Origin of the sequence: Streptococcus oralis (genome assembly GCF_023109195.1) — a bacterium.
In the GTDB taxonomy this organism is placed as follows: domain Bacteria; phylum Bacillota; class Bacilli; order Lactobacillales; family Streptococcaceae; genus Streptococcus; species Streptococcus oralis_BV.
Window position 1 is genome coordinate 1 of record NZ_JALDUB010000005.1, and the last position, 26,582, is coordinate 26,582.

General features: G+C 39.7%; 31 protein-coding genes and 6 tRNA genes. 27 read left to right on the plus strand and 10 right to left on the minus strand.

Going from position 1 to position 26,582, the window contains the following annotated elements:
* Positions 1 to 2 precede the first annotated feature (2 nt).
* From M1F65_RS08860 to M1F65_RS08885, 6 genes are all read left to right on the plus strand, one after another.
* Positions 3 to 71: transfer RNA gene (locus M1F65_RS08860), tRNA-Phe, on the plus strand.
* A 17-nt stretch (positions 72 to 88) separates the two neighbouring features.
* Positions 89 to 169: transfer RNA gene (locus M1F65_RS08865), tRNA-Tyr, on the plus strand.
* Positions 170 to 180: 11 nt separating this feature from the next.
* Positions 181 to 251 (plus strand) — tRNA-Trp (locus M1F65_RS08870).
* Positions 252 to 265: 14 nt separating this feature from the next.
* Positions 266 to 338 (plus strand) — tRNA-His (locus tag M1F65_RS08875).
* 13 nt (positions 339 to 351) lie between these two features.
* Positions 352 to 423, plus strand: a tRNA-Gln gene (locus tag M1F65_RS08880).
* Positions 424 to 432: 9 nt separating this feature from the next.
* Positions 433 to 516, plus strand: a tRNA-Leu gene (locus M1F65_RS08885).
* Positions 517 to 601: 85 nt separating this feature from the next.
* Here the strand turns inward: M1F65_RS08885 and M1F65_RS08890 are convergent.
* Genes M1F65_RS08890 through M1F65_RS08910 form a run of 5 tightly spaced genes read right to left on the minus strand, consistent with a single transcriptional unit; the run spans position 602 to position 4,092 of the window.
* Positions 602 to 1,735, minus strand: coding sequence for a tyrosine-type recombinase/integrase (locus M1F65_RS08890; protein ID WP_247925825.1), 1,134 nt, complete (start codon positions 1,733 to 1,735; stop codon positions 602 to 604).
* Positions 1,736 to 1,738: 3 nt separating this feature from the next.
* Positions 1,739 to 1,933 (minus strand): DUF3173 domain-containing protein, encoded by a 195-nt coding sequence (locus M1F65_RS08895; RefSeq protein WP_000598356.1) that lies wholly within the window; start codon positions 1,931 to 1,933, stop codon positions 1,739 to 1,741.
* 59 nt (positions 1,934 to 1,992) lie between these two features.
* Positions 1,993 to 2,379 carry a hypothetical protein gene (locus tag M1F65_RS08900; RefSeq protein ID WP_075566112.1) on the minus strand — a complete coding sequence of 129 codons (387 nt, stop codon included), beginning with the start codon at positions 2,377 to 2,379 and terminating at the stop codon, positions 1,993 to 1,995.
* Positions 2,380 to 2,381: 2 nt separating this feature from the next.
* Positions 2,382 to 3,578 carry a replication initiation factor domain-containing protein gene (locus tag M1F65_RS08905; RefSeq protein WP_247925826.1) on the minus strand — a complete coding sequence of 399 codons (1,197 nt, stop codon included), beginning with the start codon at positions 3,576 to 3,578 and terminating at the stop codon, positions 2,382 to 2,384.
* Positions 3,579 to 3,618: 40 nt separating this feature from the next.
* Positions 3,619 to 4,092, minus strand: a complete 474-nt coding sequence (locus M1F65_RS08910; protein ID WP_247925827.1) for a hypothetical protein — start codon at positions 4,090 to 4,092, stop codon at positions 3,619 to 3,621.
* A gap of 320 nt (positions 4,093 to 4,412) precedes the next feature.
* On the opposite strand from M1F65_RS08910, the gene M1F65_RS08915 reads away from it, so the two are divergent.
* On the plus strand, positions 4,413 to 4,859 hold the full coding sequence (locus tag M1F65_RS08915) for a helix-turn-helix transcriptional regulator (protein ID WP_000287814.1): 447 nt from the start codon (positions 4,413 to 4,415) through the stop codon (positions 4,857 to 4,859).
* Between the two features lie 163 nt (positions 4,860 to 5,022).
* Here M1F65_RS08915 and M1F65_RS08920 read toward each other — a convergent pair whose 3' ends face one another.
* Positions 5,023 to 5,349, minus strand: a complete 327-nt coding sequence (locus M1F65_RS08920; protein ID WP_049518302.1) for a DMT family transporter — start codon at positions 5,347 to 5,349, stop codon at positions 5,023 to 5,025.
* Positions 5,350 to 5,644: 295 nt separating this feature from the next.
* On the opposite strand from M1F65_RS08920, the gene M1F65_RS08925 reads away from it, so the two are divergent.
* The 8 genes from M1F65_RS08925 (at position 5,645) to M1F65_RS08960 (ending at position 13,435) form a co-directional block, all read left to right on the plus strand.
* Entirely contained in the window at positions 5,645 to 5,920 is a 276-nt protein-coding gene (locus M1F65_RS08925) for a hypothetical protein (protein ID WP_219724175.1), read from the plus strand.
* 381 nt (positions 5,921 to 6,301) lie between these two features.
* Positions 6,302 to 7,579 (plus strand): glutamate-cysteine ligase family protein, encoded by a 1,278-nt coding sequence (locus M1F65_RS08930; RefSeq protein WP_247925828.1) that lies wholly within the window; start codon positions 6,302 to 6,304, stop codon positions 7,577 to 7,579.
* Between the two features lie 74 nt (positions 7,580 to 7,653).
* Complete coding sequence (gene thrC, locus M1F65_RS08935) at positions 7,654 to 9,138, plus strand: threonine synthase (protein WP_042901980.1); 1,485 nt, start codon at positions 7,654 to 7,656, stop codon at positions 9,136 to 9,138.
* 60 nt (positions 9,139 to 9,198) lie between these two features.
* Positions 9,199 to 10,479: an MATE family efflux transporter gene (locus tag M1F65_RS08940; protein ID WP_247925829.1), complete on the plus strand. Its 1,281-nt coding sequence runs from the start codon at positions 9,199 to 9,201 to the stop codon at positions 10,477 to 10,479.
* 3 nt (positions 10,480 to 10,482) lie between these two features.
* Positions 10,483 to 11,106, plus strand: coding sequence for an HAD family hydrolase (locus M1F65_RS08945; protein ID WP_000750409.1), 624 nt, complete (start codon positions 10,483 to 10,485; stop codon positions 11,104 to 11,106).
* Positions 11,107 to 11,267: 161 nt separating this feature from the next.
* Positions 11,268 to 12,440: a LysM peptidoglycan-binding domain-containing protein gene (locus tag M1F65_RS08950; protein WP_000746000.1), complete on the plus strand. Its 1,173-nt coding sequence runs from the start codon at positions 11,268 to 11,270 to the stop codon at positions 12,438 to 12,440.
* 196 nt (positions 12,441 to 12,636) lie between these two features.
* Positions 12,637 to 13,062: a MarR family winged helix-turn-helix transcriptional regulator gene (locus M1F65_RS08955; protein ID WP_247925830.1), complete on the plus strand. Its 426-nt coding sequence runs from the start codon at positions 12,637 to 12,639 to the stop codon at positions 13,060 to 13,062.
* A gap of 10 nt (positions 13,063 to 13,072) precedes the next feature.
* Positions 13,073 to 13,435: a DUF1304 domain-containing protein gene (locus tag M1F65_RS08960; RefSeq protein WP_247925831.1), complete on the plus strand. Its 363-nt coding sequence runs from the start codon at positions 13,073 to 13,075 to the stop codon at positions 13,433 to 13,435.
* Between the two features lie 40 nt (positions 13,436 to 13,475).
* On the opposite strand, the gene M1F65_RS08965 is transcribed toward M1F65_RS08960, so the two are convergent.
* On the minus strand, positions 13,476 to 14,333 hold the full coding sequence (locus tag M1F65_RS08965) for a DUF975 family protein (protein WP_247925832.1): 858 nt from the start codon (positions 14,331 to 14,333) through the stop codon (positions 13,476 to 13,478).
* Positions 14,334 to 14,449: 116 nt separating this feature from the next.
* Between M1F65_RS08965 and tgt the strand changes: the two genes are divergently transcribed.
* The 6 genes from tgt to comGB all read left to right on the plus strand — a co-directional run bounded on the left by tgt (position 14,450) and on the right by comGB (position 21,321).
* Entirely contained in the window at positions 14,450 to 15,592 is a 1,143-nt protein-coding gene (tgt, locus tag M1F65_RS08970; protein ID WP_042901985.1) for a tRNA guanosine(34) transglycosylase Tgt, read from the plus strand.
* Positions 15,593 to 15,725: 133 nt separating this feature from the next.
* Positions 15,726 to 17,543 carry an acyltransferase family protein gene (locus M1F65_RS08975; RefSeq protein WP_247925833.1) on the plus strand — a complete coding sequence of 606 codons (1,818 nt, stop codon included), beginning with the start codon at positions 15,726 to 15,728 and terminating at the stop codon, positions 17,541 to 17,543.
* Positions 17,544 to 17,683: 140 nt separating this feature from the next.
* Positions 17,684 to 18,835, plus strand: a complete 1,152-nt coding sequence (gene nagA, locus M1F65_RS08980; RefSeq protein WP_042901987.1) for an N-acetylglucosamine-6-phosphate deacetylase — start codon at positions 17,684 to 17,686, stop codon at positions 18,833 to 18,835.
* A 152-nt stretch (positions 18,836 to 18,987) separates the two neighbouring features.
* On the plus strand, positions 18,988 to 19,353 hold the full coding sequence (locus tag M1F65_RS08985) for a DUF1033 family protein (protein ID WP_247925834.1): 366 nt from the start codon (positions 18,988 to 18,990) through the stop codon (positions 19,351 to 19,353).
* A 62-nt stretch (positions 19,354 to 19,415) separates the two neighbouring features.
* Positions 19,416 to 20,357, plus strand: coding sequence for a competence type IV pilus ATPase ComGA (gene comGA / locus M1F65_RS08990; protein ID WP_042901988.1), 942 nt, complete (start codon positions 19,416 to 19,418; stop codon positions 20,355 to 20,357).
* A complete protein-coding gene (gene comGB, locus M1F65_RS08995; protein WP_185776175.1) occupies positions 20,305 to 21,321 on the plus strand; it encodes a competence type IV pilus assembly protein ComGB in 1,017 nt (338 codons plus the stop codon). The genes comGA and comGB overlap by 53 nt, the downstream gene beginning before the upstream one ends.
* Before the next feature lie 81 nt (positions 21,322 to 21,402).
* Here the strand turns inward: comGB and M1F65_RS09005 are convergent, their stop codons facing one another.
* The 3 genes from M1F65_RS09005 to M1F65_RS09015 form a co-directional block, all read right to left on the minus strand.
* Positions 21,403 to 22,848, minus strand: coding sequence for a recombinase family protein (locus M1F65_RS09005; RefSeq protein ID WP_247925835.1), 1,446 nt, complete (start codon positions 22,846 to 22,848; stop codon positions 21,403 to 21,405).
* A gap of 143 nt (positions 22,849 to 22,991) precedes the next feature.
* Positions 22,992 to 23,198, minus strand: a complete 207-nt coding sequence (locus tag M1F65_RS09010; protein ID WP_247925836.1) for a hypothetical protein — start codon at positions 23,196 to 23,198, stop codon at positions 22,992 to 22,994.
* Between the two features lie 35 nt (positions 23,199 to 23,233).
* Positions 23,234 to 23,968 (minus strand): XRE family transcriptional regulator, encoded by a 735-nt coding sequence (locus tag M1F65_RS09015; protein WP_247925837.1) that lies wholly within the window; start codon positions 23,966 to 23,968, stop codon positions 23,234 to 23,236.
* A gap of 182 nt (positions 23,969 to 24,150) precedes the next feature.
* Between M1F65_RS09015 and M1F65_RS09020 the strand changes: the two genes are divergently transcribed.
* The 6 genes from M1F65_RS09020 to M1F65_RS09035 all read left to right on the plus strand — a co-directional run bounded on the left by M1F65_RS09020 (position 24,151) and on the right by M1F65_RS09035 (position 26,581).
* The gene (locus M1F65_RS09020; protein ID WP_049490402.1) at positions 24,151 to 24,357 is read left to right on the plus strand and encodes a helix-turn-helix domain-containing protein; all 207 of its coding nucleotides are present in this window, start codon (positions 24,151 to 24,153) and stop codon (positions 24,355 to 24,357) included.
* Between the two features lie 214 nt (positions 24,358 to 24,571).
* On the plus strand, positions 24,572 to 24,838 hold the full coding sequence (locus tag M1F65_RS09025) for a transcriptional regulator (RefSeq protein ID WP_247925838.1): 267 nt from the start codon (positions 24,572 to 24,574) through the stop codon (positions 24,836 to 24,838).
* Positions 24,839 to 25,057: 219 nt separating this feature from the next.
* Positions 25,058 to 25,180: a hypothetical protein gene (locus tag M1F65_RS10050; protein WP_282184213.1), complete on the plus strand. Its 123-nt coding sequence runs from the start codon at positions 25,058 to 25,060 to the stop codon at positions 25,178 to 25,180.
* A gap of 142 nt (positions 25,181 to 25,322) precedes the next feature.
* On the plus strand, positions 25,323 to 25,484 hold the full coding sequence (locus tag M1F65_RS09030; RefSeq protein ID WP_000823399.1) for a BOW99_gp33 family protein: 162 nt from the start codon (positions 25,323 to 25,325) through the stop codon (positions 25,482 to 25,484).
* Positions 25,484 to 25,615, plus strand: coding sequence for a hypothetical protein (locus M1F65_RS10055; RefSeq protein ID WP_282184215.1), 132 nt, complete (start codon positions 25,484 to 25,486; stop codon positions 25,613 to 25,615). Before M1F65_RS09030 ends, M1F65_RS10055 begins: the two co-directional genes overlap by 1 nt.
* 36 nt (positions 25,616 to 25,651) lie before the next feature.
* Positions 25,652 to 26,581: a recombinase RecT gene (locus tag M1F65_RS09035; protein WP_247925839.1), complete on the plus strand. Its 930-nt coding sequence runs from the start codon at positions 25,652 to 25,654 to the stop codon at positions 26,579 to 26,581.
* The last annotated feature ends 1 nt before the right edge of the window (position 26,582 follow it).

Here is a 26,582-nt window from a genome sequence, read left to right on the forward strand (position 1 = left end):
CTCGGTAGCTCAGTTGGTAGAGCAATGGATTGAAGCTCCATGTGTCGGCGGTTCGATTCCGTCTCGCGCCATATTTTATTTATAACTTGGAAGGGTAGCGAAGAGGCTAAACGCGGCGGACTGTAAATCCGCTCCTTCGGGTTCGGGGGTTCGAATCCCTCCCCTTCCATTACTTTAGTTACGGGCATAGTTTAAAGGTAGAACTAAGGTCTCCAAAACCTTCAGTGTGGGTTCAATTCCTACTGCCCGTGTTAATATGATTATGGCGGGTGTGGTGAAGTGGTTAACACACCAGATTGTGGCTCTGGCATGCGTGGGTTCGATCCCCATCACTCGCCTATTTTATATTATTGGGGTATAGCCAAGCGGTAAGGCAAGGGACTTTGACTCCCTCATGCGTTGGTTCGAATCCAGCTACCCCAGTTACTATTTGCCGGCGTGGCGGAATTGGCAGACGCGCTGGACTCAAAATCCAGTGTCCGCAAGGACGTGCCGGTTCGACCCCGGCCGCCGGTATAGTATTAAAGACAAGGTTTTCGGACCTTGTCTTTTTCTTTTATTTGTTGAATTTGTAACGCTGAGTTACTTAAAATTACTAGTTTTATAACAAATCATCTAATTTATCCGCTAATTTTTGTTGCTTGCTTGGATACAAATGAGAGTATGTATCTATTGTTGTAGTTATAGAAGCATGTCCTAATCTTTCTTTTACGACAAGATAATCTTCTCCTTGGTTTATTAGTAGGGAAGCATGTGAATGCCTGAAGTCATGAATTCTTATTTTTTTTAAAGAACTATCTCTTTGTAATATTTTTTTATATTGTTTTTCGATTGAATCCTTAGTTATCGTAATCGGGCTATTTTGAAATATCTGTAGATCATCTAGGTTGGTTGTAAATTCTTTTAATCTTTCATGCTGTGTTTGCCTCCATTCTTCTAGTGTCTCCACTAGTTTGGTGTTCATGATGATTCTTCGGGTTCCAGCTTTTGTCTTTGTACTACTAATGTGTTCTTCACCTTTTTTAACGTATATTGATTTACTTACATGGATTGTATTTGTAGAAAACTCTATGTCCTTCCACGTTAGAGCAAGAGCTTCTCCGAGTCTTAGACCAGTAAAAAATAGAACTGTGAATAGTAATTTTATATTGTATTCATCGTTGCTAAATAGTGTGAAGAAATGCTTAAATTCTTTTACTGTCCAGAAATTTAATTTTACTTTTTCTATGGGTAATTTTTTCAGTAATCCTACGGGATGTTCCTTGTAAAATCCCTTTCTTAATCCAACATCCAGAATTTTCTTTAGTAAAATTATAATTTTATTAATAGTGTTTGGACTTAGCTTCTTTTCTGAGTTTTGAGTATTTTTATCTCTTAGATGTTCTCTGAATTGATAGATATCTTCATAAGTTAATTTAGCTACATCATCAACTTTTTCAAAATAGTTTTTTATATGCCTGTTATAGTTGTTTTCTTGTGTATCTATATAGCTTTGTTTTCTGTTGTTTATTCTATCCTCTTCTTTTAAGAGATCATAAAGGATATCAATTGATATTTTTGAGTTGAAACTTTTTTCTTTAAGTTCGACACTTCGTAAGTATTGTTCGGCCTCCAATGCTTCTTTTTTAGTTTTGAATCCTTTTCTTACAATTCTACGTTGTTTTAGAGATATTGGATTTATACCATTGGAAATATCGACAATCCAAGTTCCGTCTTTACTTTTACGTAAGGCCATAAGTTACGCTTCTTTCTGGAGTTCAATTCCTAGTAGTTCTTCAGCAACACTGGCTGGAATTGTACCAATCCGTTTGTTATCGTAGATATTAAAACCACGATTCACTAATAGTAATTTGCCAGTATGGATAATCTTTCTTGCAGTTCCTGGAGCAAATCCAAGTTCGATAAGATCATCTTTTGTTACAGTTTTAATCATGTTATCTCCTTTTCTAATTAGATTAAGTAAGGGGAGGATTAACTCCCCTTGTCTTATACTTATTTTTGTTTTACATCTACTAAATGGATAGCATCCGCCTTGTAATACATCGTTGAACTAATCATAGTGGCTTGTAAATTGTCAAATGTAACTGGTACTTGATCCATTGCTTGGATATAGTCATTATCAACCAAGGCATCTGGATTATCTACTGAGACTTGGGTTGATTTCTTTTTGAATTGTCCATCCTTGATTGTTACATTGTATTTCCAACCAATGATTTTGTCGGTATTAAAACGTCTTTCGCTACCATCTCGGTTTTTGATAATTTCTCCGTTTGCATCTGCTCGGACTTCCGTTTCAAATTTTGGAATAACTTCATCCAATTCAAACTTTGTTCCAATGTTATTAAAATTCCAGTCATTTTGTGAAAGCATTTTTGCCATAGTTAATTTCTCCTTTTGATATTTTCTTTGATTGTAGGGATTAAATCCTCTCTTTTAAAGAGAATTGCCCTTTCTATTAATCCACTTGCTAAATCTGGTGGATATTCCATATTGTTGAGTGCGAGATAGTTAGACTTCTCATACTCATGCAGTAAGTTATTGTCGTATAGAAATTTATACGCTTTTAGAATAGCCCCTGAACCTTTATAGGTAAACCATTCTAATTTTTGTTCTAGTTCTGTTTTTGGTTTTGAAATAATGATGGAGACAGGTTTTGAGTGACCTAAAAACTTTTCCCAAGATCTCAAAGGTTTTGAGAAATGGCTATCACTATAGAATCTCACTTTTTCTTTGAGATATCCCTTGGTAAAGTTGAGAAGGTCTATTTCTGAATGCAACCATTCTTGAATGAAGTAGTGAGCTTTTTCTTTCCTAAGTTCTAACTCAGTTCTTATCCAATTTTCTATAAAATGCTTGCTGATTCCGAGCTTCTCGGCTCGTTCTAAGCGCTTATCGTAAATTCTAAGTCTTTCGTCATCATTGGGTTTTCTTAAATATAAGGTCTGGCCGATTGTTTCATCTCCGTAGGTATTGTAGTAGGTGCTTTTCCCATATATAAAGCGTTTTTTCTGACAAATTTTTAGAAGCTGATTAGGAGTGAAATAGGGTGTCTCATTAAAATCATCTATTGCAATATCAATTCGTCTTACTGAAAACTGATTGTAATTGTAGTAGAGGTTGTTCAGAAACTGTCTTTCGGACAGACTATTTGGATCTAATACCATATCTCTAAAGAACTCGAGTGCCTGTCCTGACATGACAAGCATGTAGGACGACTCTTTCGCTCCATAGTAGATACGGATATTCCCATGATGAAGCTGGCTATCATAGTTATAGTATTTAAGGCTCCCTTTATTCTCAATAAATAGGTCATAGTCAAGAAATAGAATGTCTTCGATTATTTCTCTTGGCGAAAATTCAGTCTTATCAAACTGAATTTGAATCCAGTCAAATACAGAACGTAAATGTTCATTTTTTGCCATAGATTTTGATTCAACTTTTTGCCTAATTTTGCCACCCTTAAAATCTCCAAAACCCTTGGGAATACTGAATTCTTTCGATGGTACACCTAACTTGCAGAGGGTGGTGTTACTACACACCCTATCGGTCAAAAATGGTCCGTCCGCATCTACGCTCATTTTCGGCTTTCTGCCTCATGGCTCAGCCGAAAACTCGCTATTAGCCGAACCTATTTTTTGACCTCTTCTGAACAAACCCAAGTAAGCCGGTTTGCATCGACTCTTCAATATCTTGGATTTTCTTTTTTAGATTGGCATTCTCATTTTTTATCAGTCGTATTTCTCGCTTAAATTCCTGTTTTAAGGCGCTCAGTTCATCATAGAGCTCATCTATTACTTGGTTTAGGAGTTCTTGCTCATTGTCTGCTAGACTCCCAAATACGGCTTGTATAGCCTCTTTTAGACCTATTTCAAGTTTTAGTTTAGCTAACTTTTGAAATTGTCTAAGGTCTTCGTCTGTAAAGTCATAGGCAACTGTATAACTTAATTGATGAGTTCTGGGATTTCTACTGATAGGAACTTTAATTTTCTTAAATTCCTTGCCACTTATCTCTTTAATCAGTTGAATCCAATTTTTAAGAGTAGAGGTAGAGTTTAGGCCAGAAATTTGATTGACTAACTCTTTATTGGTCATCTTTTTGTGAAACCTCCGAAATTTTCTTGTGCAACTGAAGAGTTTTCTGTGGTATAATTGTTACATAATATGTTTTGATCTTGGAACGAACGGCACATTTGTTTCAAGATTTTTTTATTTTGTCGAATCTTACCTCCTTTATTAAAATTTTTTAAATCGACTACTAATTACATACGCTTTTACCTCCTTTTATGCTATAATATTCTCAATGGAATATTCAATCTCAAAATAAATATTCCTTATGGAATAATTCTATTTTATACCGTTTAGAATATTTTGTCAAGCTAAAATATACGATTAAGAATATTTATAGGAGACTTATGTATACAGAGGATTATAAATTTTCAGAGAGGTTAAAAACTCTCAGAAAATCAAAAAAGTTAACTCAAGTACAAATATCGGAATTAATTGGAGTTCAACAAGGGACATATTCTCGGTGGGAGAATGGAACGTTAGAACCAGGATTAGAATTCGTTGTGAAATTAGCAAATATCTTTGGGACTACTACAGATTATTTGCTGGGACAAAAACCTTATTCAATTATCAGTAGTTTACCTCTAGAACAATTAGATCTTACCAATATTGCAAACTTTTCAAAGGATGAGTTTGATATTTTGAAACATTCAATAGCAGTTTCGGTGGCAAGAAATAAAATAAAGGCAACAGAACTAAAAGATAGAGTTATAGAAAAAAATCAGTTGTCAGAAAAAGATGCAGAACTTTTGAATAAGATTTTTGAAGAAGTTAAAACTTATTGGGAAAATTAGGAGGACGCTAGTCTTCAAAATTCCCTCCCAAAATGTGTCCAAAATATTGACAGAATTCTAGCTTTTCATTATAGTTCTTATGGAACTTTTTTTCTACAACAAAATAGGCTCCATAATATCCATAGGGGATTTACCCACTACAAATAGTATAGAGCCGGTTTTATTAATGTCCTGCATTTCCTAATAAGTTAACCATGACAACACCAATGATAATCAAAATTAAACCGATAATGCTATAAACATTTAGTGTTTCTTTGAAAATCATTACTGCGATAGAGGCTATCAAAACTAAACCGACAGCTGACCATGTTGCATAAGCTATTCCTACAGGAATTTTTTGCATTGCTAGTGATAAGAAATAGAAACAAACGCCATAGCTAAGTAGGGCAGAAACGGTTGGAATAGGCTTTGTAAAACCGTCTGATAATTTCAAAAGGTTAGTTCCCAATATCTCTCCTACAATGGCGATAAAAAGATAAAAGTATGACATGTCTTTAACCTCCTATATGTCATGTTTTTGCTCTAAGAGCTATTATAGCTATCCGTTTTTTATAAATCTTGGCACAAGTCATGAGAATTTGTAGTAAAACTGTGGCAGACACTTTTTCAGAACCAATAGCTGATAAGTTTAGTATATCATAAGATAAATTTTAAATAAAGTCTTGATTTATTTCAATGTCTTGCGTGGTCTCGATTTTACTGGTAAAATTACTTTTAAGAACTTTAAAAAAGAGGCTTCTATATTTGACAAAACAATGACTTGTTGTCCCGAATGTGGGCATCCTTTGGAGAAAAAATTTTTAAAAGATGAGGGAGATATTCCTTATTGTTCACAATGTGCGAGTTTTCGTTTTCCAGTCTTTAATACAGCAATTAGTGCGATTTTATTTAATGAAAAACATGATAAGATTCTCTTGATTAAGCAATATGACATGGCTGAGCATATTTTGCTAGCTGGTTATGTGTCTAATGATATTCACAACCAATTTCTACAATCATTAAAGGCAATTAATTTAGCCTCTCTTATTACGGATATGGGTAATAAAATTGCACAAAACTAGTCCAAAACTCTTTTTAATAAGGAGTATACTTTCTAGCATTTTATAGTTACTAAAAAGTATCTAAACTTTGGAAGTGATACTAAGTTTTAAAAAATATTATGGAAAAAAAGCTTATAAAATCAATATTTCTGAGATTTAAAACTAATAATATTAGACTCAAAATCCAGTGTCCGCAAGGACGTGCCGGTTCGACCCCGGCCGCCGGTATAGTATGAAAGACAAGGTTTTCGGGCCTTGTTTTTTGTTTTGGTAAAGATTTTGATTAAGTACAGATAACTGATGAATGATCTTTTTCTTCTTATTCTAGTCATTTTTAGTGTATTTTTGGTATAATATTACTTATTCACAATTTATTTTGATTATGAAAGAGTTTGGTGATTAATGTCTCGGTCTGTTGAATTACTAAAGAAACGTTACTTAAAGAATATAAAAGAGAACCCAGATTTATTTATTGGGATTGAGTTAGAATATCCTATTGTAAATTTAGAGGGTAAGGCTACAGATGGTGAAGTTGTTAAGGATCTCTTTCGGTATTTACCATCAGTACTGGGATTTACTATCGAAAAAGTGGATGATTTTGGGAATCCAATTCAGTTACTTGATCCAGTCAGCCAAGATACGATCTTATTTGAGGTTGCTTATACGACGATTGAGTTTGCATTCGGAAAGGCCGAATCTATCCAAGAGGTAGAAGAACGCCTTAACTTCTATATGGCTACGATTCAGAATAAATTGGGTGAAGCTAATCATGCTATTGTTGGCTGCGGCATTCATCCCAACTGGGATAAAAATGAGAATTGTTCAGTGGCTTATCCCCGCTATCAGATGTTGATGGATTATCTGAATTTGAGTAGAAATGTAACTAAATCAGATTTACATCATTTCCCTGAGTATGGAGCCTTTATCTGTGGAAGTCAGGTTCAACTAGACGTTTCAAGGTCCAGCTACCTGCGTGTTATCAATGCTTTTACGCAAATTGAAGCTGCCAAAGCTTATTTGTTTGCAAATTCTGAGTTTTCAGGGGCAGATTGGGATACCAAAATTTCGAGAGATATTTTTTGGGAAGAATCCATGCATGGTATCTATCCAGAGAATGTTGGTGTCAATACTAGACTATTTAAAGATGAAGATGATTTTTTTGACTATCTAAATCATTCTGCGATTTTTACTGCGGAGCGTGATGGGCAGACCTATTATTTTTATCCGATTCAGGCTAGGGACTATTTGGCTACACCTGAAATCCAAGCATTTACCCTTAATGGGGATGAGGTGTTAATTCATCCTCAGGAGGAGGATTTCCAAACTCATCGTAGTTACCAGTACCAAGACTTAACTACTCGAGGAACAGTTGAGTTTCGTAGTGTGTGTACTCAGCCGCTTGATAGGACTTTTGCTTCTGCAGCCTTTCATTTGGGCTTGTTGGTTCATTTAGACAAGCTTGAAGCTTACTTGCGAACTGCTCCATTTTTTACCACATTTGGTCGTGATTACAAGTCATTGAGACGACAATTTTCTAAGAAAATGCTCACAGTTGAGGAAGAAACTGCAATTGTCGAATTTTCAAAAGAATTACTCTTTCTAGCTGAGGAAGGTTTGGAGAAGAGAGGCAAGCAAGAAATGACCTACTTACAGCCTTTGAAAGAAGAATTGGGCCTATAATTTCTCTGATAAAGGGAGAATTTTCTGAAAAATCATGATATAATGGAAGAGACTATAGATAAAGGATAGAGATTATGACATTAGTTTATCAATCAACGCGTGATGCCAATAATACAGTGACTGCCAGCCAAGCTATTTTGCAAGGTTTGGCGACGGATGGTGGTCTGTTTACACCACTTACTTATCCAAAGGTGGATTTGGACTTTGACACATTAAAAGATGCTTCTTACCAAGAAGTGGCTAAATTAGTTTTATCAGCCTTTTTAGATGACTTTACGGCTGAGGAGTTGGACTACTGTATCAACAATGCCTACGATAGCAAGTTTGATACTCCAGCTATTGCGCCATTGGTGAAACTGGATGGGCAATACAACTTGGAATTGTTCCATGGTTCAACGATTGCCTTTAAGGATATGGCCTTGTCTATCTTGCCATACTTTATGACGACGGCCGCTAAAAAGCATGGTTTAGAGAACAAGATTGTCATTTTGACAGCGACATCTGGTGATACTGGGAAAGCTGCTATGGCGGGGTTTGCCGATGTGCCTGGAACTGAGATTATCGTCTTTTATCCAAAGGATGGTGTCAGCAAGGTACAAGAGTTGCAAATGACTACTCAGACTGGCGACAATACTCATGTTATCGCTATTGATGGAAACTTTGATGATGCGCAAACAAATGTGAAACATATGTTTAACGATGTAGCTCTTCGTGAAAAGTTGGCTGCCAATAAACTGCAATTTTCATCAGCTAACTCTATGAACATTGGTCGTTTGGTACCACAGATTGTTTATTATGTTTATGCCTACGCTCAGTTGGTCAAGTCTGGCGAAATTGTGGCTGGTGAAAAGGTCAATTTCACAGTACCAACAGGAAACTTTGGAAATATCTTGGCTGCCTTTTATGCCAAGCAAATTGGTCTGCCAGTTGGCAAATTGATCTGTGCTTCAAATGATAACAATGTCTTGACAGATTTCTTTAAAACACGTGTTTACGATAAGAAACGTGAGTTTAAAGTAACAACTAGTCCATCTATGGATATCTTAGTATCTTCAAACTTGGAGCGTTTGATTTTCCATCTTTTGGGGAATGATGCGGTTAAGACTGCTGAACTCATGAATGCCTTGAGTACACAAGGACAATATGAGTTGACAGACTTTGATGCAGCGATTCTGGATCTCTTTGTAGCTGAATATGCGACTGAGGAAGAAACTGCGACAGAAATTAAACGTGTTTATCAAACAGATGCCTACATCGAGGATCCACATACGGCGGTTGCCTCAGCTGTTTATAGAAAATACCAAGCGGCTACTGGCGATGCGACTAAGACAGTGATTGCTTCAACAGCTAGTCCTTACAAGTTCCCAGTGGTTGCCGTAGAAGCGGTAACAGGAAAAGCAGGCTTGACTGACTTTGAAGCCTTGGCTCAATTACATGACATTTCAGGAGTGGCAGTGCCACCAGCGGTTGATGGACTTGAAACAGCACTGGTTCGTCATAAAACAACAGTGGCAGCTGCTGACATGCAAGCAGCGGTTGAGGCTTATCTAGGACTTTAAGGCAGAGGGTGTAAACTCGGTTGGGAAACCAACTGAGTTTCTTTTCATCAGGAGGAGAGATTGTTTAAGAAAAATAAAGATATTCTTAATATTGCATTGCCAGCTATGGGTGAAAACTTTTTGCAGATGCTCATGGGAATGGTGGACAGTTACTTGGTCGCTCACTTGGGACTGATAGCTATTTCGGGTGTATCAGTGGCTGGCAATATTATCACCATTTACCAGGCGATTTTCATTGCTCTAGGAGCTGCTATTTCCAGCGTTATTTCAAAAAGTTTGGGGCAGAAAGATCAGTCTAAGTTGGCTTATCACGTGACAGAGGCTCTCAAGATAACCCTATTGCTGAGTGCACTTTTAGGCGCTTTATCCATCTTTGCTGGGCAAGAGATGATAGGGCTCTTGGGAACTGAGCAGGATGTGGCCGAGAGTGGTGGACTCTACCTATCTTTGGTAGGCGGATCGATTGTTCTCTTGGGCTTGATGACCAGTCTAGGTGCCTTGATTCGTGCAACGCATAATCCGCGTCTACCTCTCTATGTTAGTCTTTTATCCAATGCCTTGAATATTCTTTTTTCAAGTCTAGCTATTTTTGTCCTTGATATGGGCATAGCGGGTGTTGCTTGGGGGACTATCTTGTCTCGCTTAGTTGGTCTTGTGATTTTGTGGTCGCAATTAAAGCTGCCTTTTGAGAAGCCGACTTTTGGACTCGATAAAGACTTACTGACCTTGGCATTGCCAGCGGCAGGAGAACGTCTCATGATGCGAGCTGGAGATGTAGTGATCATTGCCTTGGTCGTATCTTTTGGGACGGAGGCAGTAGCGGGAAATGCAGTCGGAGAAGTCTTGACCCAGTTTAACTATATGCCTGCCTTTGGCGTCGCTACGGCAACAGTCATGCAGGTAGCTCGAGCAGTTGGAGAGGATAACTGGGAAAGAGTAGATGATTTGAGCAAGCAAACCTTTTGGCTTTCCCTGCTTCTCATGTTGCCCTTAACTCTCAGTATCTATGCCTTGGGGACACCATTGACTCATCTCTATACGACCGATCCTGTAGCGGTTGAAGCGAGCGTTTTGGTGGCACTGTTCTCTCTACTAGGAACCCCCATGGCGACAGGGACAGTTATATATACGGCAGTTTGGCAGGGATTGGGAAATGCTCGCCTCCCCTTTTATGCGACAAGTATTGGGATGTGGTGTATCCGTATAGGGACAGCCTATCTTATGGGTATTGTTCTTGGTTGGGGGTTGCCTGGTATTTGGGCTGGAACGTTATTGGACAATGGTTTTCGATGGTTATTTCTACGCTACCGTTACCAAAGTTATATGAGCTTGAAAGGATAGGAAATGAAAAAAACAGCTTTTATTTGGGATTTAGATGGAACCTTATTGGACTCTTACGAAGCGATTTTGTCAGGGATTGAGGAAACCTTTGGTCAGTTTTCTATTCCTTATGACAAGGAGAAAGTGAGAGAGTTTATCCTCAAGTTTTCGGTGCAAGATTTACTGGAGCAGGTGGCAGAAGAGCGAAAACTGGATGTGGAAGTGCTCAATCAGGTGCGTGCCCAGAGTTTGGCTGAGAAGAATGCCCAGATAGTTTTGATGCCAGGTGCGCGTGAAGTGTTGGCTTGGGCAGATGAAGCAGGGATTATGCAGTTTGTTTATACCCATAAAGGAGACAATGCCTTTACCATTCTAAGAGACTTGGGTTTGGAATGTTATTTCACAGAAATTTTAACTAATCAGAGTGGTTTTGCACGCAAGCCCAGTCCAGAAGCGGCGACATATCTGCTAGACAAATATGAGTTGGATCCTAGGACTACCTATTATCTAGGGGACCGGACTTTGGATGTGAAATTTGCCCAGAATAGCGGTATTCAAAGCATTAACTTTTTAGAGTCAACTTATGAAGGGAATCAGAGGATTCAAGCATTGGCAGATATTCCCTACATTTTTGAGGATGAGCAATAAAAAGATTGTGTCAGTTTTATGACAGAAGGCTAACAAACTATTTCAACTGATCTAGTTTGTTACAAGGAATAGACAGTTCTGTTAAATAGGCCCGAGAGGGCTTTTTTTCTGTTTTTTTGTGTTATGATAGACAGGTACTCATTTGAAAGGAATATGAACGAATGAAGAAAAGAATTATTTTAGCCTCAACAGTAGCCCTGTCTCTTGCTCCCGCATTAGGAGCTAAAGCTCAAGAAATCTCTTGGACAGCACGTAGCGTTGAGCAAATCCAAAATGATGTGACGAAAAACGAGAACAAAAACAGCTATACAGTTCAGTATGGTGATACCCTGAGCACGATTGCAGAAGCTTTGGGAGTAGATGTAACCGTTCTTGCTAATTTGAACAAAATCACTAATATGGACTTGATTTTCCCAGATACTGTCCTCACTACAACTGTCAATGAGGAAGAAGAGGTGACGGAAGTTGAAATCCAAACTCCTCAAGCGGATTCTAGTGAAGAAGTGACGACTGCGACAGCTGATTTGACGACGAATCAAGTGACAGTTGATGAACAAACAGTTCAAGTAGAAGATCTTTCTCAACCAATTGAGGATGCTCCAACTGTAACAGAGACTGAAAAACCAACAGAAGTAGCGCCAAATTCAGAAGTTTCTGAGACAGCGACAGTTGCTGAAGAGACACCATCTACAGAAACACCTGTAGCAGCAGAAACAACTAGTCCAGTTGAAGAAGAAGCTCCTCAAGCAGCGACTCCAGCTACTGAAGAAACGGCAGCAACAACTCCAGCAGAAGCACCAGTAGCAGCTGCTCCAGCAACTGAAACACCTGCTGATACAACAGGAACAAGTGCAACAGAAGAAGCAGCATCAACAGCAACTTCTGACACTGCAACTTCGACTTATCAAGCAGAGCAAAGCCAAACTCCTTCAAGAACGTATGCTGCTCCAGCGGCTCCTGACTATGCAGGACTTGCTGTAGCTAAGTCTGAGAATGCTGGTCTTCAACCACAAACAGCGGCCTTTAAAGAAGAAGTAGCCAACTTGTTTGGAATTACATCTTTTAGTGGCTACCGTCCTGGTGACAGTGGGGACCATGGTAAAGGTTTGGCCATCGACTTTATGGTTCCAGTGAGTTCAGCACTCGGAGATCAAATTGCAGAATATGCAGTCAAAAATATGGCTAGCCGTGGTATCAACTATATCATCTGGAAACAACGTTTCTACGCTCCATATGATAGTAAATATGGACCAGCCTACACGTGGAATCCAATGCCAGACCGTGGTAGCGTAACCGAAAACCACTATGATCACGTTCACGTTTCAATGAACTAATCATTAAAATGGAAGTTGGGAACTGATTGAGTTCTCGCTTCTTTTTTTGTGTCATTTCTTTAGGATAAAAGGGACAAATATGAGGAAGTGAGTAATATTTCAAGAGAATGTAAGCATATTACTTGATTTATTTTTTGATTTATATTATTCTTGATAAGTCAATCGTTGATAAATCAACTTTAAAGGAGAAAGATTTATGGTAGCAATTCAAGATTTACTGTATCAACTACGATTAGCAGATCAGTCTATGACACAATTATTCGAACGCCAATTGGGAATTAGTCTGACTCGTTATCAAATCTTATGTTTCTTAATCGATCAGTCTCCGTGTAATCAAATAGCAGTTCAGGATAGATTGAAGATTGATCAGGCTGCCTTGACACGGCACTTTAAAATTTTGGAAAAGGGAGGTTTGGTTAATCGACGTCGGAATCCTGAAAACCAGAGGGAGGTTTTGGTGGAAGTCACAGACTTTGCGAGAGAACAACTAGTAACCAACTCTCCTCAACAACATATAAACGTAAAAAATCAGATGGAGAGTGTACTTACAAAAGGAGAGCGAGAAGAGTTCAGTCGCTTGTTAGAAAAGTTGATATCTGGCTTAGAAGAGATAAAAATTTAAGGAGAAGAATATGTCTATTTTTACAATTATTTTAGCAACTATCGTTGCCTTGGAGCATTTTTACATTTTTTATTTGGAAAGTGTGGCTACGCAATCAGATACTACTAGTCGAGTGTTTAATGTGGATAAGGAAGAACTGGCTCGTCCTTCAGTGAGTTCATTATTTAAAAATCAAGGAATTTATAATGCTTTGATAGGTGTCTTTCTCTTGTACGGGATTTATTTTTCGCAAAGCTTGGAAATTGTGACCATCTTTGTTTTATTTGTGCTTGGTGCAGCGACCTACGGTTCTCTGACAGCAGATAAGAAGATTATTCTGAAGCAAGGTGGGCCCGCTATTTTGACTCTGCTGAGTATGTTGCTTTTTAAATAAGAAAACCAGCGTCCTGAACGACGCTGGTTTTTGTATGCTCTTATCCATTTCGACGTTTACGGGCTAGTAGGGCTCTGTAAAAGAAGATATGATTGTTTTGGATATAGGGAAGGAGTGAAAAGCTAGCAATTCCAAAGGTGAGCCAGTTGAGGAAGTACCAAGGGAGTAGTTGTAGGTCGAGGACAAAGCGCTGGAATTTGTAACCCTTCATCAAGAAACGACTGGTTTTCAGGATTTGACTGGGTTTAGCCTGCCCTAAATCTAGAGTGTCGCAGAGGAGGAATTCTACCTGCGAGTAGGCGTAATGTTGCGGGATATAGAGGGCATTTCCTACAATCATCAAGATGAGGCTCGCAAAAAAGTAGAGCCCAAAGGTCATAAGGAATTGCTCGTTTTCAATAGATGAGAGGTCTAGTTTTGGAAACTCAGGATGTAGGGCAACAAATCTTCTAGCCAAGAGATTGCTATAAAAGAGGAAATAAATGCCTACTAAGTTTGGAATGCTCCATAAAAAGAGGTAGAAACGTTTGAGGAGCAGAGTTAGGAAGGTTTGCGAGAAGCGCTCTTCAGCAAAAAGGGCCAGGCTTGATTTTACTGAGAGTTCCGTATCAGGATCCTTGAGGAGTCGGAGTGTCGCAAAAGCAGCACCTGCTAGAAAAATCGTGCTCATAAAAGAAACCACTAGCGGGAAGAGATAGGCTTGGAGCACTTGTGCTAGCATGCTGAAAAAGGATTGCTCTAAAACACTTTCTTGGAGACGAGCCAAGGGGTTGAGAAAGCCTGACAAGATGACCAGCATACTAGGTAAGAGATAGACGAGAAAGAGGCGGGGATTTTCAGCCTGAAACTGCCTCGTCTGCAGACGAATGGTTTTTAAATCAATTTTTGGGTATTTCATTCTCTCATTATACCATAGTTCGTGACAGTTCCTGGTTTTTTTGATAAAATCATACAGTATGCCTTTGGGCACAAAGTATGAACTGGGACTGTTTTTCCCAGCTTCGGAGGTAAAAAATGTCAGATTCACCAATCAAATACCGTTTGATTAAGAAAGAGAAACACACGGGAGCTCGTCTGGGAGAAATCATCACCCCGCACGGTACCTTCCCGACACCTATGTTTATGCCAGTTGGGACCCAAGCTACTGTAAAAACCCAGTCACCAGAGGAGTTGAAGGAGATGGGATCAGGGATTATCCTCTCTAATACCTATCATCTCTGGCTTCGCCCTGGAGATGAACTCATCGCACGCGCAGGTGGTCTCCATAAGTTCATGAACTGGGATCAGCCCATCTTGACGGATAGTGGTGGTTTTCAGGTTTATTCTCTGGCTGATAGCCGAAATATCACCGAAGAAGGGGTGACCTTTAAAAACCATCTTAATGGTTCCAAGATGTTCCTATCACCAGAAAAAGCTATCTCCATCCAGAATAATCTGGGCTCAGACATCATGATGTCCTTTGACGAATGTCCTCAGTTTTACCAACCTTACGACTACGTTAAGAAATCCATCGAGCGTACCAGTCGTTGGGCTGAGCGTGGTTTGAAGGCTCACCGTCGTCCGCATGACCAAGGCTTGTTTGGAATTGTGCAGGGGGCAGGATTTGAAGACCTTCGCCGTCAGTCGGCTCATGACCTTGTCAGCATGGACTTCACTGGCTACTCTATCGGTGGTTTAGCAGTAGGAGAAACCCACGAAGAGATGAATGCAGTCTTGGACTTCACAACCCAACTCCTTCCTGAAAACAAACCTCGCTATTTGATGGGTGTCGGAGCGCCAGACAGCTTGATTGATGGGGTTATTCGTGGTGTGGATATGTTTGACTGTGTCTTGCCGACTCGTATCGCTCGTAACGGGACTTGTATGACCAGTCAAGGTCGTTTGGTTGTCAAAAATGCCCAGTTTGCTGAGGACTTTACGCCACTGGATCCTGAGTGTGATTGCTACACATGTAAGAACTATACACGCGCTTACCTTCGCCACCTGCTCAAGGCTGACGAAACCTTCGGTATCCGCTTGACTAGCTACCACAATCTCTACTTCTTGCTCAATCTGATGAAGCAAGTGCGTCAAGCCATAATGGATGACAATCTCTTGGAATTTCGTGAGTATTTTGTAGAAAAATATGGCTACAACAAGTCAGGGCGAAATTTCTAAAGTGTAAAAATAGAATGCCAAAATCCTAAGTTTTCTCTTAGGATTTTTCCTATTTTTTTGATAGAATAGGGAGTATAATGGAATGGAAATTAGGTGGTGTTTTGCTTCCTAATTTAATGGAGAATAGACTCGTATGCGTATTAAATGGTTTTCCTTGATTAGGATTACAGGTTTACTTTTGGTGCTTTTGTACCACTTCTTTCAAACAATCTTTCCTGGAGGATTCTTTGGGGTAGATGTCTTTTTCACTTTTTCAGGATTTTTGATCACCTCCCTCCTTTTAGAAGAATTTGGGAAGGCACATCAGATTGATTTGCTGGGCTTTTTTAAGAGACGGTTTTACCGCATCGTGCCACCTGTGGTGCTGATGGTTTTGGTGACCATGCCTTTTACTTTCTTGGTTCGTCAAGACTATGTTGCTGGAATTGGTGGCCAGATAGCTGGAGTTCTCGGTTTTATGACCAACTTCTACGAAATGTTAACAGGGGGTAGTTATGAATCCCAGTTCATTCCGCATCTCTTTGTTCACAACTGGAGCCTAGCTGTTGAGGTTCACTACTATATCCTTTGGGGCTTAGCGGTTTGGTTCTTATCGAAACGTTCAAAATCTAGTAGTCAATTGAGAGGGATGGTCTTTCTTCTTTCTGCTGGAGCTTTCATCATTAGCTTTTTCTCCATGTTTATTGGTAGTCTAATGGCGAGTTCCTATTCATCTGTCTACTTTTCAAGTTTGACCCATGTCTATCCCTTCTTTTTAGGAAGCATTTTGGCGACAGTTGTGGGGGTTCGTCAGACGAGCGATTTAGTCAAGCAATTTGACCGGATGTGGGACCTTCGTCAAAATCTACTGGTGTTTATTGCTGGGCTTTTGGTGTTAGTGCTCTTGACTTTCTTTGTCAAGTTCACCTACCTGTTTGCGTACTTATTTGGCTTCTTGCTAGCAAGTTTAGCGGCAGTGACCATGATTTTTGCTGCGCGTGTCTTGCATGAGAAAACGCCTGAGATACAAGAACCTCGGATCATTACATTTTTAGCGGATACCAGCTACGCGGTTTATCTCTTCCACTGGCCTTTTTATATTATCTTTTCTCAGTTGATGAGTAATCTGCCTGCTGTTATTCTGACAATTATCTTTTCTTATTTCTTTGCTATCCTATCCTTCTATATTATTGAGCCATTGATTGCCGGTAAATCCAATCCTTTAATACGGAAGATTAGTCGATTGCCCCATATTAAACCAATTAGTGCTACTGGTGCTGGCATTCTTACCTTGATTAGCTTGATTATCATAGCTGTGGCTCCTCAAGTTGGAGCTTTTGAGACAGACTTGATGGTCAATGGTTTCAAACAAGCCCAGACCAATATAGGACAAACAAAGACTCTTGCTGAACAAGCTGAACTGAGTCGCCTGGGAATTTCTGATGGAACAAGCCTGATAGGAGATTCGGTAGCCTTGCGTGCCAATACAGCCTTACAAGAGGCACTTCCTGAAGCAAATATCAATGCTCAGGTTAGTCGAACGACCAAGCAAGCCAATGACATTATGCTCAATAACAGTCAGAACAAGGCGCTGCTAAAAACTGTTGTCATTGCAACGGGAGTCAATAATCCTGAAGGCTATAAGAATGACTTGGACAGCATCGTGAACAATCTACCGAAAGGACACCATCTGATACTGGTGACACCTTATGAGGGAGATAAGAGTAAGGACACTTACACATCAGTGGAGCAGTATGCGGCTTATGCGCGGGAATTAGCTGAAAAGAATCCTTACGTGAGCATCGCTGACTGGAATAAGGTCGCTAAGGAACACCCTGAAATCTGGGCTGGAACCGACCAAGTCCACTTTGGGAATGATAGCAACATGATTGAAGAAGGTGCTAAACTTTACGCAGAAACGATTGCAGCTGCTGTTAAGGCCGCTCAAGAACTACCTGTGAAATCAAAATAAAATCAAAGAGTTGGAGATATCCAGCTCTTTTAAAATATCTCTAGAAAATAGGTCTATACCATTTACAAATGAAAAAGAAAGGTTTATAATGTAATTGACATAATAAATTCTAGAATCAATCTATCAAGGAGGTTATCATTATGCCTAATTATATTAAAGCGGATCAGTTTTTCTACCCACACGGAGTTCGTCGTGGCGGTTACTTGGAACTTGTGGATGGCAAGTTTGGCAAACATGTAGAACAGATTCCTGAAGGAGCTGAGGTGATTGACTATACCGGTTATAGCATTGCCCCAGGACTTGTGGATACCCATATTCATGGATTTGGTGGTGTCGATGTCATGGACAATAACATCGAAGGAACCCTTCATACCATGAGTGAAGGATTGCTTAGCACGGGTGTTACCAGCTTCTTGCCAACGACGTTGACTTCCTCTTACGAGCAGTTGCTTGCGGTAACTGAAAATATCGGTGCTCGTTACCAGGAAGCAAGTGGCGCCAAGATTCGTGGGATCTATTTTGAAGGGCCATATTTCACAGAGAAATACAAGGGAGCTCAAAACCCTGCCTATATGAAAGACCCCCGCATGGATGAGTTTCGTGCTTGGCAAAAAGCTGCCAATGGTTTGCTCAATAAAATCGCCCTTGCGCCAGAACGTGAAGGTGTAGAAGAATTTGTTCGTACAATTACGGGTGAAGGAGTGACTGTTGCTCTTGGGCACTCCAATGCGACTTTTGATGAAGCTAAAAAAGCAGTCGATGCTGGAGCAAGTGTTTGGGTACATGCCTACAATGGAATGCGTGGGTTGACTCACCGTGAGCTCGGTATGGTGGGAGCCATGTATGAATTGCCACATACTTATGCAGAATTGATTTGTGACGGTCATCACGTAGATCCAAAGGCCTGTGATATTTTGCTCAAACAAAAGGGAACAGAAAATATCGCCCTTATCACAGACTGTATGACAGCGGGTGGATTGGAAGACGGCGACTACATGTTGGGAGAATTCCCGGTAGTAGTTGCTAATGGAACTGCTCGCCTCAAATCGACAGGAAATTTGGCAGGTTCTATCCTCAAACTCAAAGATGGTTTGAAAAATGTGGTCGAATGGGGAATTGCAAATCCACATGAAGCAGTCATGATGGCCAGCCTCAACCCAGCAAAATCTGTTCACATCGATGATGTCTGTGGTCAAATCCGTGAAGGTTACGATGCCGACTTTATCGTACTAGATAAAGATTTGGAATTGGTAGCAACCTACCTAGATGGTGTGAAACGTTATCAAGCCTAAAAAGATAAAAATAGGGGTCAATAAAGGACTCCTATTTTTATGATAGGCTGAAAAGGTATTTAAAGAAGTCTTCCTAAAGGGAAAGGCAAGCAAAATCCTTTTCTTGTAATAAAAAATTAGATATAATATACGATACAAAGGAAGTAGTAAGAATGTGTCGTGTTATAGAAATGTATGGGGATTTTGAACCGTGGTGGTTCATAGAAGGTTGGGAAGAAGATGTCATCATGAGTCAATCTTTTGACAAGTATTATGATGCTCTAAAATATTATAAATCATGCTGGTTTGAGCTGGAAAAGAAGAATCCTCTTTATAAGAGTCGGAGTGATTTGATGACTATCTTTTGGGATCCTGCTGATAAACGCTGGTGTGATGAGTGTGATGAGTATTTGCAGCAGTACCATTCTTTGGCACTTTTACAGGATGAGCAAGTCATCCCCGATGAAAAGCTACGTCCAGGCTACGAAAAACAAACAGGTCAAGAAAAACACCGTTCTTGCCGTATGAAATGGAGATAAAAAAGTAACTTTTTAAGTTGCTTTTTTTATTTTTTTGCGAATAGTTAGATAAGGAGGGCGGTATGGTACAAGAAATTGCACAGAAAATTATTGCTACTGCGAAAGAAAAGAAGGCCCAGGATATCTATTTTATCCCCAAGGAAAAGTCCTACGAACTTCACATGCGGGTTGGAGATGAACGGTGTCTAGTTGACTCCTATGAGTTTGATATTTTAGCTGCAGTGATTAGTCATTTCAAGTTTGTGGCGGGTATGAATGTAGGGGAGAAGAGACGTAGTCAGCTGGGATCTTGCGACTATCAGCATGGGGAGAAGGTGTCTTCTCTGCGTTTGTCCACCGTAGGAGATTATCGGGGACATGAGAGTTTGGTTATTCGTTTGTTGCACGACGAAGAGCAGGACCTGCATTTCTGGTTTCAGGATATGAACGAACTGGGCGAGCAGTACAGGCAACGGGGGCTCTATCTCTTTGCTGGCCCAGTCGGAAGTGGCAAGACGACCTTGATGCACGAATTGGCCAAGTCACTTTTTAAGGGGCAGCAGGTCATGTCCATTGAAGATCCTGTTGAGATTAAGCAGGAAGACATGCTCCAGTTGCAGTTGAATGAGGCGATTGGCTTGACCTATGAAAATCTGATCAAACTGTCTCTCCGGCATCGTCCGGACCTCTTGATTATTGGTGAAATTCGGGATAGTGAAACGGCGCGTGCGGTTGTCAGAGCCAGTTTGACAGGTGCGACGGTCTTTTCAACCATTCATGCCAAGAGTATCCGAGGTGTTTATGAACGCCTTCTGGAGTTGGGTGTGACGGAGGAGGAATTAGCAGTTGTTCTGCAAGGAGTCTGCTACCAGAGATTAATTGGGGGAGGAGGAATCGTTGACTTTGCAAACCAAGACTATCAAGAACACCAGCCAACTAGCTGGAATGACCAGATTGACCAGCTTCTTAAAGATGGACATATCACAAGTCTTCAGGCTGAAACGGAAAAAATTAGCTACAGCTAAGCAGAAGAAAATTATCACCCTGTTTAACAACCTCTTTTCCAGTGGCTTTCATTTGGTGGAAATTATTTCTTTCTTGGGCAGAAGTGCCCTGCTGGAAAAGGACCATGTGGCCCAGATGCACCAAGGTTTGTCTCAGGGGAAATCCTTCTCAGAAATGATGGAAAGTTTGGGCTTTTCAAGTGCCATTGTCACTCAGTTATCCCTAGCTGAAGTTCATGGGAATCTCCATCTGAGTTTGGGAAAGATAGAAGAATATCTGGACAATCTAGCCAAGGTCAAGAAAAAATTAATCGAAGTGGCGACCTATCCCCTGATTTTGCTGGGATTTCTCCTGCTAATCATGCTGGGGTTGAGGAACTATTTGCTGCCTCAACTGGACAGTAGCAATATCGCCACTCAAATCATCGGCAATCTGCCACAAATTTTTTTGGGACTAGTGTTGGTTTGCTCTCTATCTTTACTTTTAGCCCTCACTTTTTACAAAAGAAGTTCCAAGATGCGGGTCTTCTCGATGTTAGCGCGGATTCCCTTTCTAGGAATCTTTGTCCAGACCTATCTGACAGCCTATTACGCGCGTGAATGGGGCAATATGATTTCACAGGGGATGGAGCTGATGCAGATTTTTCAGATCATGCAGGAACAAGGCTCCCAGCTCTTTAAAGAAATCGGTCAAGATCTGGCTAAAGCCCTGCAAAATGGCCGCGAATTTTCTCAAACCATAGCGACCTATCCTTTCTTTAAAAAGGAGTTGAGTCTCATCATAGAGTATGGGGAAGTCAAGTCCAAGCTGGGAAGTGAGTTGGAAATCTATGCTGAGAAAACTTGGGAAGCCTTTTTTACCCGAGTCAACCGCACCATGAACTTAGTACAGCCACTGGTTTTTATCTTTGTGGCTCTGATTATCGTTTTACTTTATGCGGCAATGCTCATGCCCATGTATCAAAATATGGAGGTAAATTTTTAAAATGAAAAAACTCATGACAAATTTAAAAAAAGCCAAGGTTAAAGCTTTCACTTTGGTAGAAATGTAGGTTACTAAAATTATTTATATTTTCCACTTGATGACAATGTCCTCAGCTGTTACCCTAACCTTGTTTATAAGCCCTCTAACAAGAACCTTTTGACTTTCGTAGTCCATTGAAAAGACTTTCTCAGCGTTTAGCAGCTCCCTCATATCAGCCTTTCTTTTGTCTTTTCCAAGAGCTGGATCGTTTTCTAGTTCAGTCTCAAGAGTCGCCCTCATGCTTATAAATTCGGCTGACTTGTTCTGTAACTCCTCAAGAGTAATGCGATCATCTATGTATAGATCGTTAAGTCTGCTCAATTTCTTTGACAGCTCCTCTATTTGTCTCTTGTAGCTCTCACGGTCGATGGTTTCAGCACTGTCCTCTGAAAATATTTTATCCAGGTAACCAGCGTCATCTTGTAGCTTGCTGATTTCTGTCAGTACATAAGCCTCAAGGTCATCTTTGTAATAAAATCCTGAGTCACATTTTTTGTTATCATTGTAGGTAGTGATGCCTCTCAGTGTTCTTGGGTGTCTTTGATGACATTCGTATTTTTTAAACCTGCTCCCATCTTTTCGCTTTACTCCTAAAATAATTTTTAAAGGTGCGCCACAATATCCACATTGGCCAATGCCTGATAGTATGTATTTTGCTTGGAATGGCCTAGGGTTGACGTTCTCTGCTGCTGTCCTTTGCCTGATCCTCAGTTCCTCCTTGGTCTTGTTATAAACTTCCTCTGTAATTATCGGCTCATGATTACCTGGATAAATCTCTCCCTTGAACTGATTGAAACCACAATAGACAGGGTTGTCTAAGATTGCTCTGACAGTTCTATAACTCCAATCAATTTCTTTGGGAAATTTCTCGTTTAGGTCATCTCTTAATTTTGTAATGGATCTCCCTCTCAGATAACTCTCAAAGATAAACTTAACAGCCAGAGCCTGAGCTGGATTGATAGTGATAGTTCCTGTCTCTCTGTGGTAGTCGTATCCATAGGATGTTTTAGCCCACATCATGGATTTCCCAGCCTTGGCACGTCCTATTTTCCCAAGTTGCATGCGTTCCTTAATTTGCTCCCTTTCTAGCTGAGCAAAGACGCTCAAGAGCCCAATCATAGCCTTTCCAAAAGGGGTAGAGGTGTCAAAGTTTTCTTGTAAGCTTAGAAAGGCTATATTATTCTTTATGAAAATATCCTCAATCAGGTAAAGCGTATCTTTCTGACTACGGCTAAGACGGTCCAGCTTATAGACTAGAACTGTGTCAAATTTTCTTTTTTTAGCATCTTTGATAAGTCCCTCTAGCGCTGGTCTGTCAGTATTTGCTCCTGAGAAACCACCATCAGTATATATCTTGTATACATTCCAGTCTTTAATATCGCAGTAGCTAGAGAGCTTAGCTTTTTGCTCATCGATAGAGTACCCCTCCTCAACTTGCGAGGTAGTGGATACCCTGACATATATAGCTACTTTATTTGTAGTTTTCATTATAGTACCTCTTTCAAAATTTCCTAAAAAATGATAAAATGGGTACAAGAAAAGACATCATGCGAGGTTATCTCCATGACAATCTTTTCCTGCTACATGCCTCACGCTCAGACTCGCCAAAGTTTGAGAGCGTGGGGCTTTTTTTATTTCTTGGACTTAAAGACACAGCCACAGTTTCGACAGTGCCAGTTGTGTTTCCCTTTTTTACCAACTAGGCCGAGGAGGACAAACGGCCAGGCAATCATCCAGCCGATGCACCCAACACAACCATTGAAACCTTTACGGTCCTGCATCATGTATTCAATTTGATCACTGCCACATTTTGGACAACGTCTTACATATTTAGCCATTATTATATATTCCTTTCTTAATTGTGCTAAATTTTTTAAACTTTATAAATATCTACGACTTCACCGATTGTTCGGATGTCGTCGTTTTCTGACAAGTGGATTTCTTCGTATCCACTATTCAGACTTTGCAAGTACCAGGAACCGTCATAGTCTCTTTTTAGCTTTTTGACAAAGTTCTTGCCATTCACTTGGAAGATGCCGATTGAGTTGACATCAATTTGACTAGCTACTCTGATAAATAATAAGTCATTATCTTCTATGAGTGGCTCCATGCTATCACCAGCAACCTTAGCGATAGTATCGTATTCCTCTGGTACATCTTCAGCCCTGAGTCTCACTTCCATATGCAGATTATCTTCTTGAAATGTTCCATGACCTGCAGCAACCAGTCCCTCGACGTAGTCAATGATATAATCTTCATTGCTTACCTTCTCGAAGATAGAAGCAACCTTAGAGCTTTCCTGCTCATCAAGTTGAGCATTGGCAAAGTCGAGGACTTTCTCTTGTCTAGGTTCTTCTAATTGGTTGTAGATGGTTAGGATTTCGGGTGCTTCAGTCTCTAGTTTATGAAAATCAACTCCGTCAGCTAATGTTTCAGGGCGAATCCCAAGCGCTGAGCAGATTTTAAAAATATTATCAACATTGGATTTTAAAATCCCTCTATTGAGAATGGAATTTATGGTAGAAGCTGGCATGTTGACTTTTAATGCCATCTGCCGAACGCTCCCGTATTTCAGCTCTATGAGCTCTCTTAGTTCCTGTTCTGTCATAGCTATTTCTCCTTTTTTTTATTATATCACACGAAATTTCGTTTGTAAAGAAAAACAAAATTAAAAATTTGCCGTTTTTTTGTTGACAATGAACGAAAAAAAGTTTATTATATAATCAAGCTCATCAACGAGCTTAATTTTAAAATTTAATAAACGAAAATTCGTTTAGAAAGGAGTTGCGTATGTTGAATATTGACGAGGCACGAAAGGAAAAGGGCATTTCTATTGTAGATATCGCTGACTATCTTTGTGTAAGATCACAAACTGTTAGCGACAAGCTAAAAGGGAAGTACCCTTTCACTTTTCAAGAAGCTATGTTAGTTCAGGAGAAATTTTTTCCAGAGTACGAGCTAAAATACCTTTTCACTCCAGCAGGTGATACTGCTTAATTTTTTCACCAAGTGAACGAAAATTCGTTCACAATCGATTTGATGGAGTAGAGGAGCAAAAAATAAAAGGAGAAAGGAGCTCGCATGGATAAGAAAAAACTTTATAACTTAAAAGTGGATTTCATCTTTCAGGAATCCAACTAACGACTATACTGCTGTTAGTAATGATTTTATCAACGATCCTGCGCTTGGAGCAGCTGAAATAGGAGTACTGATGATTGTTTTGAGCAATATATCTACCTGGCAAGTCTACCCTGAAGAGATAGCAAAACGAGCAGGCTTGAATTATCGAACTGTTTTAAAGCACTTTGAAAAATTGAAACAAGCGGGCTATTTGCGAGAAATTAAGGTATCTTTTGGGCGCGGGACTGGTTCGCGAATCTTTAGATTTTTCTCTGATAGAAAAATATCAGAATTTAGTTTTCAAATAATGCAAGAGAGACTTTTTGCTGAGTTGAGGTCACAAGGTTTTCAGGTGTAAAAATAATACATGTAAAAATAATACATGTAAAAATAATGCATGTAAAAATAATGCATGTAAATTTTTTTACACTAACAAATATTAACTAACAACAAGTATTAAATAACAATAAATATTAACTAACAACAAGTCCTACTTCTCTTAATAAATAAAAGAGAGAAATTTAAAATTTCTAATTTAGGACTTTAGGAAAATTGGAAAGGAGAAAGTGAATAGAAAATGAGCGAAGAAGAAACAGTAGAATTATTGGAATTCTTATCGACAGATTATGGGCGTGGGTATCTAGCTGGATTATTTAACGGGATTTCAATAATTTTGAAAATTTTAAAAAAAGCAGAGTAAGTTCTCCGCTTTCATCAAATCTTGGTCGAATGTATGCAAAATCGCTGATGCGTTAGAGATTAGCATAGATGAACTAAGATAACACAAAAAAGCACCTGACGGCAATCAGGCGCTCAAGAAAATTATTCAAGGAAATTATAACATGAAGAGAAAAAAAGAGCAATGGAAACCAAGAATTGTAAACATTATGGCAGATGGTTCTCAAGTTGACGATCTGACAGGATATGTCATCCCTGCCGGTCATTCGTACTATGACATTATTTTAGGCATGAACAAGCAGTCTAATGAGGAGGGTGTAGCTTAATGAAATTACTTACCAAATTAAAACTCGGTCTTGAGGGCATCATCCATGAAGTGAGCCTTGACTGGAGAGTGGTCGCGGTAGAGCTTATGAATGACCTGAACGAAGAGCGCAAACAGACGCTTGAAGCGTGAAAATTGGAATTTAAAGAGAACGAAAGGAAGAAAGAAATGACAAACGAACTAACACAGAAGCAAGTTACATCAAATGTTGCAACACGAATCGAAGCGATGAAGGGGGAAGGGCTCCTGATTGCACCGAATTATAGCGTTAGCAATGCACTCAGTTCAGCATATTATGCTCTAAAAAACTCCAACAGTGGGAATTTGCTCCAGCAATGCACTCAAGACAGCGTTTATAACGCGTTATTAGAAATGGTAACCCAAGGACTAAGCCCGGCTAAAAAGCAATGTTACTTTATCAAATATGGCTCTGACGTCCAATTGAGAATGTCTTATTTTGGGACCATTAAAGTTACTAAAGATTTGCAAGAGGTGAAAGACGTTACTGCTAATGTTGTCTACGAAGGGGATACGCTAGAGGTATCAGTTGAAAACGGGCGTAAGAAGTTAGTCAAACATGAGACGGATTGGCAGAACGCAGATAATCCAATAATTGCTGCTTATTGCATCATCACTCGAACGGATGGAGAAGAGTTCTTTGAAGTCATGACTAAAAAACAAATTGACAAGTCATGGTCTAAGGCGAAAACGAAAAATGTCCAAATCGACTTTCCTGACCAAATGGCTATGAGAACGGTTATCAATCGTGCTGCTAAAATGTTTATCAACACAAGCAATGACAGTGACTTGTTCGCTGGAGCAATCAATAACACAATTGCTGACGAGTATGACAATGATCGTCAAATGAAAGAAGCCGAACCAGTGAGAGAAGAGACTGAAACATTGGCCGGCATTCTTGGAGCTTCTGAAGAAGTGACTGAAGAACCAAAAAAAGAGGTTATCAACCAGGAGTTGACAACCACAGATACAAAATACCCAGCAGATGAGATCCCAGATTTTGACCAAGAAACGGGCGAAGTAATCGACCAAGAGCCAGAAACCGGCCAAATGGACATGCTAGAAGGGGAGGATTTCTAGA

Bases quoted from the DNA above. Each gene is read 5' to 3' on its own strand.
- nagA (WP_042901987.1), top strand. From the start codon at position 17,684: ATGCCTAATTATATTAAAGCGGATCAGTTTTTCTACCCACACGGAGTT.
- M1F65_RS08955 (WP_247925830.1), top strand. From the start codon at position 12,637: ATGGTAGCAATTCAAGATTTACTGTATCAACTACGATTAGCAGATCAG.
- M1F65_RS09010 (WP_247925836.1), bottom strand. From the start codon at position 23,198: ATGGCTAAATATGTAAGACGTTGTCCAAAATGTGGCAGTGATCAAATT.
- thrC (WP_042901980.1), top strand. From the start codon at position 7,654: ATGACATTAGTTTATCAATCAACGCGTGATGCCAATAATACAGTGACT.
- M1F65_RS09005 (WP_247925835.1), bottom strand. From the start codon at position 22,848: ATGAAAACTACAAATAAAGTAGCTATATATGTCAGGGTATCCACTACC.
- M1F65_RS08930 (WP_247925828.1), top strand. From the start codon at position 6,302: ATGTCTCGGTCTGTTGAATTACTAAAGAAACGTTACTTAAAGAATATA.
- M1F65_RS10055 (WP_282184215.1), top strand. From the start codon at position 25,484: ATGAAATTACTTACCAAATTAAAACTCGGTCTTGAGGGCATCATCCAT.
- tgt (WP_042901985.1), top strand. From the start codon at position 14,450: ATGTCAGATTCACCAATCAAATACCGTTTGATTAAGAAAGAGAAACAC.
- M1F65_RS10050 (WP_282184213.1), top strand. From the start codon at position 25,058: ATGAGCGAAGAAGAAACAGTAGAATTATTGGAATTCTTATCGACAGAT.
- M1F65_RS08895 (WP_000598356.1), bottom strand. From the start codon at position 1,933: ATGATTAAAACTGTAACAAAAGATGATCTTATCGAACTTGGATTTGCT.
- comGB (WP_185776175.1), top strand. From the start codon at position 20,305: ATGGACATATCACAAGTCTTCAGGCTGAAACGGAAAAAATTAGCTACA.
- M1F65_RS08890 (WP_247925825.1), bottom strand. From the start codon at position 1,735: ATGGCCTTACGTAAAAGTAAAGACGGAACTTGGATTGTCGATATTTCC.
- M1F65_RS08975 (WP_247925833.1), top strand. From the start codon at position 15,726: ATGCGTATTAAATGGTTTTCCTTGATTAGGATTACAGGTTTACTTTTG.
- M1F65_RS09020 (WP_049490402.1), top strand. From the start codon at position 24,151: ATGTTGAATATTGACGAGGCACGAAAGGAAAAGGGCATTTCTATTGTA.
- comGA (WP_042901988.1), top strand. From the start codon at position 19,416: ATGGTACAAGAAATTGCACAGAAAATTATTGCTACTGCGAAAGAAAAG.
- M1F65_RS09035 (WP_247925839.1), top strand. From the start codon at position 25,652: ATGACAAACGAACTAACACAGAAGCAAGTTACATCAAATGTTGCAACA.
- M1F65_RS08905 (WP_247925826.1), bottom strand. From the start codon at position 3,578: ATGAGCGTAGATGCGGACGGACCATTTTTGACCGATAGGGTGTGTAGT.
- M1F65_RS09030 (WP_000823399.1), top strand. From the start codon at position 25,323: ATGAAGAGAAAAAAAGAGCAATGGAAACCAAGAATTGTAAACATTATG.
- M1F65_RS08910 (WP_247925827.1), bottom strand. From the start codon at position 4,092: ATGACCAATAAAGAGTTAGTCAATCAAATTTCTGGCCTAAACTCTACC.
- M1F65_RS08965 (WP_247925832.1), bottom strand. From the start codon at position 14,333: ATGAAATACCCAAAAATTGATTTAAAAACCATTCGTCTGCAGACGAGG.
- M1F65_RS08915 (WP_000287814.1), top strand. From the start codon at position 4,413: ATGTATACAGAGGATTATAAATTTTCAGAGAGGTTAAAAACTCTCAGA.
- M1F65_RS08960 (WP_247925831.1), top strand. From the start codon at position 13,073: ATGTCTATTTTTACAATTATTTTAGCAACTATCGTTGCCTTGGAGCAT.
- M1F65_RS08900 (WP_075566112.1), bottom strand. From the start codon at position 2,379: ATGGCAAAAATGCTTTCACAAAATGACTGGAATTTTAATAACATTGGA.
- M1F65_RS08985 (WP_247925834.1), top strand. From the start codon at position 18,988: ATGTGTCGTGTTATAGAAATGTATGGGGATTTTGAACCGTGGTGGTTC.
- M1F65_RS08920 (WP_049518302.1), bottom strand. From the start codon at position 5,349: ATGTCATACTTTTATCTTTTTATCGCCATTGTAGGAGAGATATTGGGA.
- M1F65_RS09015 (WP_247925837.1), bottom strand. From the start codon at position 23,968: ATGACAGAACAGGAACTAAGAGAGCTCATAGAGCTGAAATACGGGAGC.
- M1F65_RS09025 (WP_247925838.1), top strand. From the start codon at position 24,572: ATGATTGTTTTGAGCAATATATCTACCTGGCAAGTCTACCCTGAAGAG.
- M1F65_RS08950 (WP_000746000.1), top strand. From the start codon at position 11,268: ATGAAGAAAAGAATTATTTTAGCCTCAACAGTAGCCCTGTCTCTTGCT.
- M1F65_RS08945 (WP_000750409.1), top strand. From the start codon at position 10,483: ATGAAAAAAACAGCTTTTATTTGGGATTTAGATGGAACCTTATTGGAC.